The following is a 12,839-nucleotide window of genomic DNA, read 5'->3' as shown; positions in this document are numbered from 1 at the left end:
TGCCCGGTGAGGGTAGCGATGGGTTTTTGGCTTTCCAGATTCCACAGTTTGATCGTCTTGTCGTCACTTGTAGAAGCCAATGTCTTGCCATCTCGACTAAAGGCGACGCTATAGACCGGATTGCTATGCCCGGTGAGGGTAGCGAGGGGTTCTTGGCTTTCCAGATTCCACAGTTTGATGGTTTTGTCAAAGCTTGCAGAAGCCAATGTCTTGCCATCTGGACTCAAAGCGACGCTATAGACCGAATTGCTATGCCCGGTGAGGGTAGCGAGGGGTTTTTGGGTTTGCAGGTGCCACAGTTTGATGGTTTTGTCACTGCTTGCAGAAGCCAATGTCTTGCCATCTGGACTAAAGGCGACGCTATAGACCGGATTGCTATGCCCGGTGAGGGTAGCGGTGGGTTTTTGACTTTCCAGATGCCACAGTTTGATGGTGTTGTCACGGCTTGCAGAAGCCAATGTCTTGCCATCTGGACTTAAGGCGACGCTATTTACCTCATTGATATGCCCGGTGAGGGTAGCGATGGGTTTTTGGCTTTCCAGGTGCCACAGTTTGATGGTGTTGTCACTGCTTGCAGAAGCCAATGTCTTGCCATCTCGACTAAAGGCGACGCTATAGACCGAATTGCTATGCCCGGTGAGGATAGCGATGGATTTTTGGCTTTCCAGGTGCCACAGTTTGATGGTGTTGTCACGGCTTGCAGAAGCCAATGTCTTGCCATCTCGACTAAAGGCGACGCTCCACACCGGATTGCTATGCCCGGTGTGGGTAACGATGGGTTTTTGGCTTTCCAGGTGCCACAGTTTAATCGTCTTATCGCTGCTTGCAGAAGCCAATGTCTTGCCATCTGGACTAAAGGCGACGCTATTAACAGAATTGCTATGCCCGGCAAGGGTAGCGATGGGTTTTTGGCTTTCCAGGTGCCACACTTTGATGGTGTTGTCACTGCTTGCAGAAGCCAATGTCTTGCCATCTGGACTAAAGGCGATACTCCAGACAGAATTGCTATGCCCGGTGAGGGTAGCGATGGGTTTTTGGCTTTCTAGGTGCCACAGTTTGATGGTTTTGTCACTGCTTGCAGAAGCCAATGTCTTGCCATCTGGACTCAAGGCGACGCTATTAACAGAATTGCTATGCCCGGTGAGGGTAGCGATGGGTTTTTGGCTTTCTAGGTGCCACAGTTTGATGGTGTTGTCACTGCTTGCAGAAGCCAATGTCTTGCCATCTGGACTCAAGGCAACGCTATTTACAGAATTGCTATGCCCTTCCAAATGATTGCGCTCTTTTACTGCGGACACTGCTTGTTGCAGCACAGCTATCACTCGTCCTCTAATATGTTTTGTCGTCTCGGATGAAGAATCTAGCTGTTTGAATGCTTGCCCTGCCTTTAATGCTTCCAACAGTGCTTGGAATGTCTGTCCTGAACGAAATGATTCATTAGAAAAAGCAGTTTCCTGGATTACATTTGCTAAATTCTGGGCTTGAGTGACTTTATACGTGGCTAATTGGTCTGCTTTAATTAGCGTCTGATTGGCTTGAGTCAAAATTTTATTCGCTTGTTTTTGTGCTTCTAACTCTCGTTCAACTTCCCGTTGTTGGACTTCCCGGCTGGCATTTAAAAACTGATAATCCAAATCACTCAAACTTTTATCTGCTGCCCAAGTTTGAGCATCGTGCAAGGCTTGACCCCGCAAAAGTCGCGATTCATCTTGGCAATTAGACTCTATCCAAACTTTAAAACTTTCGCTGTAAGGGCGGAGCTCCGCTAATTGTTTTTCCACCCAATCCAGGTTAAAAACCGATTGATAAATTGGGTTATAAACTTTAAGTTTGCCAGACTGCTTAACCACCAACCCAGTTAATCGCAGTTCCATTTGTTCGGGAGTATCATCAGTCGCTATTTCATTGTGCTGCAAAATTTGCTGATAGAGTCCCAATAACCGACTGGCACGCTGTTCGCTGCGTAAAATGCGTCCTCTAATCGTTTTTAAATGTTCTGGTTCATCCTGTGCTTCCCAATTATCAATCACCTTTTCTTGGACTAAACTTTCTACCCAGTCAGCGGGATTTGAAATGGGTATATTATTAGCACTACCGAGCATTAGTTTACAAAGCTTTTGTGTTAAAAATGGCTGTCCGCCCGTCCAATATAATACTGCTTCTAACACAGCTTGAGAATTTTCCGCTTGAGTTTCTAACCCCACTGCTAAAGGTTGGGCTTCTGCTAATTGAAACCCCGTTAACTCTATTCCTCGACCAATATTAAACGGAGTGCGTCGCTTGTCTTGAATTAAATCTGAGGGAGTAGCTACCCCTAACATCGTAAATGTTAATCGACGATAGTCGGGTTTATCAGCTCGATTATTATAGCAATCACGAATCACAGCAAAAAAATCTTCTATTTTAAAATTTAAGCTGAGTAAACTGTCAGACTCATCGACAAAAATTACTATATTTTCTGAGATTATCTTGAGTAATACTTCTTCAAAAAATTTACTGAATCGTTTAACATTCGATAGTAAGCTGTTCTGCTCCCACCATTCATCTAAATCAAAAACGTCATACAAATCTAATCGGCTGACGATGCTATCAATCACGCCTGCATACCACTCTTCTGGCGTAATGTCTGAGGTGCCAATTTCTGTGATATCAATGCTACTACAGGCAATTCCCTCTGCTTGTAACCGCTGCATTGTCCGCACTCGCAGGGATGATTTTCCCATTTGTCGGGAATTAAGAACATAGCAAAATTCTCCAGCTTTTAAAGCTTGATAAAGTTCTTCATCCGCCTTTCTAGTGACATAAGTTGGGGCGTTTGCAGGCAGGCTACCCCCAACTTGGTATTGATAATCCTTCATAGGTCATTGTTAATTTATAGGTGGAAAATCAGAGAATCAAGAAATCAATTTGTACAGCCGTACAGGTTCAGTAATTCCCTTTAACTGTTGCATACCTAAGTCAATTACATTTAAAGGTGAGTGGGTTTTAACGACTTGATAAACTGTTTCAGAAATACAGATTCCTCCTGGCTCTGCTTTCCCTTCTAAACGAGCCGCTAAATTTACACCAGCCCCCCTGATATCATTATTAAGAAAGAATATTTCCCCCAAGTGAATACCAATCCGGTGTTGCAGGACATGGCTCGCAGGTAAGGTTGTAGCAGCTTCGGCGAGACTTCGCTGTATTGCTAGCGCACAGGCTACTGCTTTTACGGCACTTTCTGGAAAGAAAATTAATAAACCATCGCCCATTTCTTTAAGGACTTTGCCTTGATGTTTAGCGCAGATGCCTCGGATGATGTTGAAATCTCGATTCACTAATTCTAGTGTCAGCTTTTGGTTGGCAACTGATAAAGCGGTGGAATTAACAACATCGGAGAAAATTATAGTTCCTAAATTACTCTCTAGCTCCAAACTTGATTGGCTATTCGTTTGTTGCCCAGCAGTCATATTCGGTTGGGGAGAGGCTAGGCGATGGCTAAAATATTGACGATACAAACCACACAATGGCATAACAGCATTTCCCTGAAATTTGATCAACCCCATGCTTCGCAATTTAAAAGCCTCTCCGGTATTAATTTCTACAGGTTGTTCGCTGTTAATGACTTGTCTAATTGTTGCTGCTAGTTCTGCATCTTGTTCCAAGTTAACTAAATGCCGTCGTAAATGATCGTAGTAAGGGCCTTCTTCAGTAGGAGCGACTTTTAGCAAGCTATCTAAGCTAATTCTCCCTCTGGCAATTTGGTAGAGAGCAACTCGCACTAAATAAGGATGACCGCCCACCATTTCCATCAGGTCACAAATCTCTTGATTTGACCAATTTAATTGGTGTCGATTCACTAAATCTGTTACCTGTCTCTGATTGAGTTCAGGTAATTCTATGGGCAATCCCACGTTAAATGGCGACTGATTAATATTGAGAGGAATATAAACTTCTTGAGAGTGAGAAATGACCAACCTCAGCTTTTTCCAAATTTCCTCATTTTTGCCCCGTTCGTGCCAAGCTCGTAATAATCCAAAGAAGTCGGTGGCTATTTCGGAATGCTCAAAAATGCGATCGACTTCATCTAACCCTAAAACAACAGGCTGATCGCTGTTAGATAGTAGATAGCGTTGGAAATACTTCGTGCTTTTATTTTTACTGCCGAGAACGCCTTTCCAATATTCTCCTAACCTATCTTCTAAATTTAATTCATTGGTAATTTCACCACAAAACCACTGCAACAACTCATCAAGATGGGTGAGAAAACTGCCATCAGCCCATTGAAAGTTTAAATAAGCTGTTTGATATCCCTGTTCCTTGGCGTTGTATAAAATTCGCTGCAATAAGGAAGTTTTTCCCATTTGCCGGGGGGCTTTGATTCGGATTAAAGCTCCGGGCTTAACAATAGTTTGGTAGCAGTCAGATTCAATGGGAGGCCGATCGATATATAGGGGTGAATCTAAACTAACTGAACCTTCTGGGTTATCTAAATTGAGAAGAGAAACGGGAGGTGCGGCGATCGATCGCGGATTTTCCACCGCCGGCAAAGATTCCTCAACGATATCGCTAACAGAAGCATCGCGCGATCGATCTGCAGCATCCAACTCAGAAAAATCCGACTTTTTCTTTAATACCGGAGTAAGTTCTTCGGGAATACCAGCCATGCTGATGCTAACGCAACCCAACTTGTAGGCAAATTCGATCGACTCCCCCGCCGCCAAGGTATCGTAAAAACCTACTGCAAATTCTCGTGCGGCGTTATCTCCCACCGCTTGCTTCATGCCGATCACGTAGGGAATGTGACGTGCGATCGCAGACGCTTGCATTTCTGAATAGCAAGCGTTGAGTATGACGCACTCCACGTACTCATTAAACGCCTCAAACAAAGCTGCCAAAGCTTTGGCATTTACCAGCTTAATCTGCCCCATGCCATCTTCTAGGGCTAAACCGCCTTCTCCTGCACCATGCCCTGAGAAATGCACAATCTCTGGTTTATAATCTAATACGGCTCGCTGCATTTCTCTGGGTGTCACCGCCCACTGTTGCTCAAGTTGGAACTTGTCGGCCTTTTTAGAGCGTTGCAACCCCTCTGCAATTTCCTTCGCCTCTTTCTGTAAGTCCACAGGGGTGGTATTTTTGGGGTTGGCTGCCAAAAACAGGATAGTTTTTTTATTTCGAGTAGAAATACTCATCAATCGAACCTTCACGCTTAGGAGATACTGGAGCTTAAGGACACTACCCCACTCAGGGCGAGATATTTCTTGCCTTGACGGTATTTAAGCACAAACATCTTTATTTTTGTTGGTCAGTCAATTGGCCGAAAGGAGCACCCTGAGTCAAGCATAACCAATCGAAAAGGCGATCGCGACTCTCAACTAATTTTTTAGCTACGTATTCAAGAAGTGCGATCGCCTTCCCCTTTTGCAGTCCTATTTCATCAATATCGAGATTCTTTATAGTTTTATTCTCATGCCCTATCCAGGATTTTTTGATGATTATTATTGCCTAAATTAGTACATAAAATTTTCTATAATTCCGCATTTATTTAATCCACGTACTCAGAAAAAAAACGGTTTTTTTTATCAACTCTGTGGATATCAAAAATGATTTATTTTAGTTTACTTAAACAATCATTCAATTCCCCTACCAACCATTCTTTCTCAGCTTGCGGCAAAAATAAGCCAAAACAATAGTTACGCGACTTGGTGCGAATCCGGCAAAAAGTCATCGATTTTTTGAGCAATGGCAGATGAATTACGCTCAACTTTACCCGCTGGATATCTTGAGGACGGATTTGAATTGGTCTAGTAAATAGACAAGAAGCAATCCTACACAAGCACCTACACAAGAACATCAAAGCATAAAATACGGTAAATATTATTACAGGTTTGCTTGATATAAATACAAACAGATGAAATGATTTACCTAGCGAGTAGGCTAAAGTGTATTTAAACAAGCTAACTATCGAGTATATCGGTCCGCCAATTAACCATACGATTAAATCAAAAAATAACAGAATCAAAAAGAAGGGAAGTAAAACTTTATAACTCAGATGAATGAATTGGAAAAACCCTTTGATTTTGCTAGGTGAGCGATCGGGGTGTATCTTGATGAATAACCACCGTTTAGCGTCAATTAAAGTAATTCGGGATTGGGGCGATCGCTTAAACGTTTTTTCGGGATTAATCCCGCTTTGCTGTTCCCCTCGCAGCGCTGATAAAGCATCTTTTGCTGAGTGAAATCGATCTTCAATTGCGGCTTCACTTATCTTCTCTAACCAGTCGGCAAACTCTGGAGAAATAGAGACGCGATCGCGGAATTTTACCTTCAGCTTTTGTCTGGGTAAATCCGATGGAAATTTCTGGGTTAACAGGAAAAGCAGCGTTGTTCCTAATCCATACAAATCTGTTGATAATACAGCTTTTCCTCGGAATTGTTCTGGTGCCATGTAACCGTAGGTCCCGACAACGGTACTGCCTCCAGTAACGGTATGATGGTAAGTATTTTGAACTGCGCCAAAATCAACTAGGAAGACTCGCCCATTTTTTTGCAGAATAATATTTTGGGGTTTAATATCTCGGTGGATTGCAGGAGGTAACAGCGATTGCAGATAAGCTAGAATTTCTAGCAATTGATAGGCGATATGACGAACTTGAGCTTCATTTGGTTTCCAGCCATTTTCTATCCACTGTGCGAGAGATTTTCCCGGTGCGAGTTGTTGGGCGATATAAAAACAACGATCTTGGGAAGTATCCACTTGAAAGTAGTCAATGTAGCGAGGAATTCCCGGATGATTCAATCCCGATAAAGTTTTTGCTTCTCGTTCAAATAACTCGATTTTCTTCCATTCAGTTGTCAGGCGCAGGGATAAAGCTTTGAGTGCAACTTTTTGATTGCTGTGTAAATCTACAGCAGCATAGGTGATTCCAACTCCACCCTGTCCTAATTTGCCGATTATGCGATATCTTTCAGCAAAAATTTTTTCCGATTGTTGTAGTGTTTCCATATTTTTGTGCCTGGGTTTATTTTGGATAATTAGTTTGTTGCGCCGTGAGATCTAAGTATTTCGGCTGCTGCTTCTCGGTTGGGATTCGAGTCGGTTTCTGCTATCTTTAGCGGCGTATCGCCATAAGAGTTTGTAGCGTCAATTTTTGCACCTTTAGCAATCAGCATTTTTAAGATTTCTACAGTGCCATAATGTGCGGCTTGGTGGAGTGGAGTTGTGCCAGATACATCTATATTATTAACATCTGCACCGTTGTTAATTAGCAGTGCAGCAATATCATTGTGTCCGATCGCGATCGCTTGATACAATGGAGTTTGACCGTTCGCATTTCTAGCGTTAACCCTTGCGCCATTAGCAATTAGCTGTTCAGCGATATCTTGAGAGCCTTGAGCAACAGCAAGATGCAGGGGAGTTTGAAGCAAGTTATTTTTGGCATTAACGAATGCACCTTTGGCAATGAGTTTTTTGGCTACATCCTCAAGTTTGAAATCGACAGCGATATGCAGTAAAGTTCTGCCTTCTTTGTCTTCACTATTAACATCTGGGTTTTTACTAATTAGCCGCGCCACTGTATCCTGAAGTTTCAGGTCTACGGCGATATCCAGTGGAGTTTTTCTTTGATTATCCTGGATATTAATTTCTGCACCTTTAGCAATCAGCAATTTTAAGATTTTTACCGTGCCATAATGTGCGGCTTTGTGCAGTGGAGTTGTGCCAGATCCATCTATATTATTGACATCTGTACCGTTGTTAATTAGCAGTGCAGCAATCTCATTGTGTCCGATCGCGATCGCTCGATACAATGGAGTTTGACCCTTCGCATTTCTAACGTTAACCCTGGCGCCATTAGCAATTAGCAGTTCAGCGATATCTTGAGATCCTCGATCGACAGCTAGGTGTAACGGAGTATCTCCAGATTGGTCTATAGCGTTGATATCCAGCATTAGCAAAGCAGCAACTTCTTTTGTGGTTGCATAGTGCAGTGGAGTTCTTTTTATACCATCCCGAATCGCAACATTTGCACCGTCTTTAATTAGCTGTTGTACCAACTCCTTAAAACCTATTTGGGCTGCATTATGTAATAAAGTTCTACTCTTGCCATTTCGGGCATTTTCTTCTTTGATGTTAATTTTTGCGCCCGCAGAGAGTAGTATTTGTGCGATCGCCTTCGATCGCGCCCTATGTAGAGGAGTCAAGCCATTTTTGTTTTTGGCATTGACATCCGCACCTTTAGCAATCAGCAACTTTGCCATTTCAGGCGATCGGGCCCAGAACAGAGGAGTTGTACATATACTATTACACGCCCCAAATTGATCTTCTCCCCAGGCGTTAATATCTGCACCTTTAGCAATTAGCGTCTGTGCCACTTTTATGTGATCGTACACAGCAGCCATGTGTAATGGGGTCCAGCCATATGCACTCTTAGCGTTGACATCTGCACCTTTGGCAATTAACAATTCTGCCACCTCTTTTGACCCAGCAAAGTGTAGTAAATTCTGATTATTTACCCTGCTATTAGCATTAATGCCAAGATCCAGATAATGCCTAACAGTTTTAGTATCTCCCCGTTCAACAGCCTGGACAACTGCATTGGGGGTAAATCCAATCCGGTTGAGGATGGGATATTTAAAGTGATTGAAAACAGCAACAGTAGCGATAGCAGCAATTCCTATTTTGAGGCGCTTTTTCCATTGCGTCGGATTGGATTTAACGTTAACTATTCGAGGATTGCGAAGAGATTCAAGCGCTTCTTTAGCCGATCGAAAGCGGTTTTCTAAATCTGGCGCGATCGTTTTTCCTAACCAATCGGCAAATGCTGAAGAAATCTGAATTTGAGAGCGAAAATCTTTCTCTAGTATATTTGTTGGTAATTCGGCGGGGGAACGGTGGGTTAGTAAATACAACAACGTCGCTCCTAAACCATATAAATCTGTTGCAGGTACGGCTTGTCCGAGAAATTGTTCTGGAGCCATATAACCATAGGTTCCAACTACGGTACTTCCTCGCATTAAAGTATTGTTATAAGTGTTTTGCACGGCTCCAAAATCTACTAAGCAAACTTCCCAATCTTTTGGTTGGTGGGAATTGATGGGGGATTTGAAAACAATATTTTCGGGTTTAATATCCCGGTGGATAACAGGTGGTGTTTGTGAATGGAGATAAACTAAAATCTCCAAAATTTGTGTGGCAATGCGTTGAATTTCGGCTTCGCTAGCGTGCCAGTCACTTTCGACTAAACTTGCTAGAGATTGCCCTTGGGCCAGTTCTTGTACTATATAAAAACAACGGTTATCGGGAGTATCGACATAAAAATAATCCAAATAACGCGGAATTCCCGGATGATTCAATTTTGATAAAACATTGGCTTCTCTTTCAAATAGTTCCAGGACTTTCCAGTCATTCATCTTCTGTAAAGACAAAGCTTTGAGTGCGACTCGCTGATTGGTTTTGAGGTCAATGGCTTCGTAAGTTGTGCTACTACCGCCTTCTCCGAGTGGAGCTTTAATGTGATAGTGTTTGACTAAGTTATGGGAAATTTCTGGAATAATATCCATAGCATTATTCTGGGGTAATGAGTACCAAGAAACATTTTATATTTGGGTTTTTGTAACCCAAGTCTTGAAAAATTTATGCAAGGTAAGTTGAGTGTTTGAGTATATTTCAAACAAGTCAATAGAAAAGTCAATGACTGACTCTGTATATTTGCTTAAATTTCAATTACCGTATTTCTATGGATAACTTACCCAGAATTGTGGAGTGTCATATCACCTTTGGCGAAAATTTACGTACGGGATATTGATCGTAATCGAGCCGATAATCATAGCCGACGCGATCGTAAATGCCTGCAAGCAATTCCGGCAAATTAACAATAGGTTCTACATCTTCTTCGCGCAAAGGAAGTTGTCGGTCTTTTTGAGATGCTAGCCAACGTTCGTAGGCTTCTCTATCGCCACTTTTTCTCTCAGCGCCCTCTGCGTCCTCTGCGGTTAATCAAAAAAAGTAGTAATTTTGGATACAATTCCCGACTCAACAGTCGATCGAACTCCTCAATTTTCGGTGGGGATCTAAAATTCACCTAAAGTTCGACGCCCTTTGGCAAAACCCTCCCTAAGATAGAAGTTGGGGGACGATCGGTCTCGTAGCCGATTCAGGGGCAAGTGTCAAGGACTCCATCGAACCCAAATCCAGAGCAGCAAGACAGGGAGGACATCAAAATCATGGTAAACGCGCCGACAGGGGAAACCCGCCTGGGCCCGACAGATCAGGTGCAAGCCTTAGACCGCGATTGCACAACCCTATCTCGTCACGTACTCCAGCAACTTCACAGCTTTTCAGCAGATGCTCAGGATCTCAGTGCCCTGATGAATCGCATCGGGCTGGCGGCCAAGCTGATCGCGAGGCGGCTCAGCAGAGCCGGATTAATGGCAGATGCCTTGGGGTTTACAGGGGCTACGAACGTGCAGGGAGAATCCGTCAAAAAGATGGATATCTATGCCAATGAAGTCTTTATCTCGGTATTCCAGCAAAGCGGACTTGTCTGCCGCTTGGCTTCGGAGGAAATGGAAAAACCCTACTACATTCCCGAAAATTGTCCGATCGGGCGTTACAGTCTGCTCTACGATCCCATAGACGGTTCTTCCAATCTTGACATCAATCTCAATGTAGGCTCCATATTCAGCATCCGCAAGCAAGAGGGGGACGATGCAGATGGTTCTGCTTCCGACTTGCTGCAACATGGACACAAACAAATTGCCGCTGGTTATGTGCTCTACGGCCCGAGTACCATGCTGGTTTATTCGATCGGTCAGGGCGTTCATTCCTTTACCCTCGATCCCAGTTTGGGCGAGTTTATTCTAGCTAACGAAAACATTAAGGTTCCCGATCGCGGCCCGATTTACAGCGTTAATGAAGGCAACTTCTGGCAGTGGGAGGAATCTTTGAGAGACTACATTCGCTACGTACACCGCAGCGAAGGCTACAGCGCCCGGTACGGCGGGGCTTTGGTGGGAGATTTCCACCGGATTTTGTTCCAGGGAGGCGTGTTTTTGTACCCCGGAACGGTGAAAAAACCGGAAGGCAAATTGCGTTTGCTCTACGAATCGGCTCCCTTGGCGTTTTTGATGGAGCAAGCCGGCGGGCGGGCAAGTACGGGAGTTCAAGACATTTTAGACGTTGTGCCGACCAAACTGCACGAGCGATCGCCCTTGATTATCGGCAGTAAAGAAAATGTAGCGATGGTCGAGTCTTTTATTCAAGATCGAGCGCGCAATCCTAGAACTGTCCAAGAGTGAAGTTCGGCAACGGATGTAACGGATGTCAGGAAAAGGGTTTTAACTTATAACTTTCGACTCCCAATTACCAATTTCCCATTGCCAATTTTCAATTTTCAATTCCCAATTTCCAAGTTCCAATTAACAGCTATCAAATTGTAGGAGTTACAGTAATGACAGCAACACCAACGAATCACCTGTTAGAAATCAAAGAAATTGGCCAAAGTATCTGGATGGACAATTTGACTCGCGATCTGATCGAGTCCGGCGAACTCAAACAGATGATTGAAAGTAGGGGACTGCGCGGGATTACATCTAATCCGGCTATTTTTGAGAAAGCGATCGCGGGTAATGTGATTTACGACGCGGATATCGAAGCGGGCATCCGGGCGGGCAAATCTGTAATGGAGATTTACGAATCTCTGGTATTTGAAGATATCCGCAACGCTTGCGACATCTTTGCCCCAGTTTACGCAGAGTCGAAGGGTTTGGACGGCTACATTAGCATTGAAGTGCCACCGACGATCGCCAACGACACAGAAAGCACGATTAGCGAAGCCATACGCTATTACCAAGCCCTCGGCAAAGAAAACGTGATGATTAAGATTCCGGGAACCGCTCAAGGTTTGCCCGCAGTCGAGCGAGTCATCAGCGAAGGCATTAACGTTAACGTGACTTTGCTGTTCTCGGTTGACAGCTACGTCGAAACCTTCTGGGCTTACATTCGCGGTTTGGAAGCGCGGGTGGCTAAAGGTTTGGATGTGAGCAATATTGCTTCTGTTGCCAGTTTCTTCTTGAGCCGGATCGACATCAATATCGATGGCAAGATTGACGAGAAACTCAAAAATGTCACAGATATTTCCACAAAAGCTAGACTGGAAGCGGTGAAGGGGAAAGTGGCGATCGCCAATGCGAAGATAGCTTACCAGAAGTATAAAGAGATCGTAGCGAGCGATCGCTGGCAAGCATTAGCGGCCAAGGGAGCGAAAGTACAGCGCTTGCTGTGGGCTTCCACCAGCACCAAAAACCCCAACTACAGCGATGTCATGTACGTCGATGAACTAATCGGCCCCGAAACCGTTAACACTTTGCCGCCGAACACCGTTGAAGCTTGTTTCGATCACTGCGATGTCGCACCCCGGATTGAGAACAACGTTGAAGAAGCTTACACGCTGATCGAAAGTCTCAAAGATCCCGACATCGACATCAACTTGGACCAAGTGATGGCAGACTTGCTCCTCGACGGGATTGATAAATTCGTCACCCCGTTCCAATCCCTGATGGATTCCTTGCAAGAGAAAGTCCAGAAGTTGTCACCCGTCGCTTAGGCAGATATCTGTATCCTGAAAGGCAGAAGCATTTAGGAATCGGAATAGATAATTATTTGGGTTCTTAAATGCTGAGTTTTAAATCCTCTCTAGGGATTTTCAGATTAATGGCTCTCAGAGTTCCTAGAGAGCAAAATCATCTGCCTCCTCTAGCAGTATGAAGAACCGATTAACTCTCTCACCGAGAAACTAGCAGAAAAGACCGCAAACTATCATGGTGTCTTGGCAGGGTTAACATCACTAGAACAAGGA

General features: G+C 44.0%; 7 protein-coding genes. 2 read left to right on the top strand and 5 right to left on the bottom strand.

The features are described from left to right. From QUA24_RS05080 to QUA24_RS05060, 5 genes are all read right to left on the bottom strand, one after another. A partial coding sequence (locus QUA24_RS05080; protein ID WP_333227726.1) for a WD40 domain-containing protein occupies positions 1–2,858 on the bottom strand: 2,858 nt, incomplete at its 3' end. A gap of 36 nt (positions 2,859–2,894) precedes the next feature. Continuing rightward, entirely contained in the window at positions 2,895–5,174 is a 2,280-nt protein-coding gene (locus tag QUA24_RS05075; RefSeq protein ID WP_333227725.1) for an AAA-like domain-containing protein, read from the bottom strand. 416 nt (positions 5,175–5,590) lie between these two features. Further along, complete coding sequence (locus tag QUA24_RS05070) at positions 5,591–6,988, bottom strand: serine/threonine-protein kinase (RefSeq protein ID WP_333227723.1); 1,398 nt, start codon at positions 6,986–6,988, stop codon at positions 5,591–5,593. A 29-nt stretch (positions 6,989–7,017) separates the two neighbouring features. Continuing rightward, entirely contained in the window at positions 7,018–9,543 is a 2,526-nt protein-coding gene (locus QUA24_RS05065; RefSeq protein ID WP_333227721.1) for an ankyrin repeat domain-containing protein, read from the bottom strand. Between the two features lie 205 nt (positions 9,544–9,748). After that, positions 9,749–9,883 (bottom strand): DUF4058 family protein, encoded by a 135-nt coding sequence (locus QUA24_RS05060; protein WP_333038323.1) that lies wholly within the window; start codon positions 9,881–9,883, stop codon positions 9,749–9,751. A gap of 323 nt (positions 9,884–10,206) precedes the next feature. Between QUA24_RS05060 and fbp the strand changes: the two genes are divergently transcribed. Both fbp and tal read left to right on the top strand, forming a co-directional pair. Then, positions 10,207–11,280: a class 1 fructose-bisphosphatase gene (gene fbp, locus QUA24_RS05055; protein WP_333227746.1), complete on the top strand. Its 1,074-nt coding sequence runs from the start codon at positions 10,207–10,209 to the stop codon at positions 11,278–11,280. Positions 11,281–11,432: 152 nt separating this feature from the next. Further along, positions 11,433–12,587 (top strand): transaldolase, encoded by a 1,155-nt coding sequence (tal, locus tag QUA24_RS05050; RefSeq protein WP_333227719.1) that lies wholly within the window; start codon positions 11,433–11,435, stop codon positions 12,585–12,587. The last annotated feature ends 252 nt before the right edge of the window (positions 12,588–12,839 follow it).

Origin of the sequence: Microcoleus sp. Pol12B5 (assembly GCF_036701335.1) — a bacterium.
Taxonomy (GTDB): domain Bacteria; phylum Cyanobacteriota; class Cyanobacteriia; order Cyanobacteriales; family Microcoleaceae; genus Microcoleus.
This window is presented reverse-complemented; position numbering and strand designations above follow the sequence as displayed.

Bases quoted from the DNA above. Each gene is read 5' to 3' on its own strand.
- QUA24_RS05065 (WP_333227721.1), bottom strand. From the start codon at position 9,543: ATGGATATTATTCCAGAAATTTCCCATAACTTAGTCAAACACTATCAC.
- tal (WP_333227719.1), top strand. From the start codon at position 11,433: ATGACAGCAACACCAACGAATCACCTGTTAGAAATCAAAGAAATTGGC.
- QUA24_RS05075 (WP_333227725.1), bottom strand. From the start codon at position 5,174: ATGAGTATTTCTACTCGAAATAAAAAAACTATCCTGTTTTTGGCAGCC.
- QUA24_RS05070 (WP_333227723.1), bottom strand. From the start codon at position 6,988: ATGGAAACACTACAACAATCGGAAAAAATTTTTGCTGAAAGATATCGC.
- fbp (WP_333227746.1), top strand. From the start codon at position 10,207: ATGGTAAACGCGCCGACAGGGGAAACCCGCCTGGGCCCGACAGATCAG.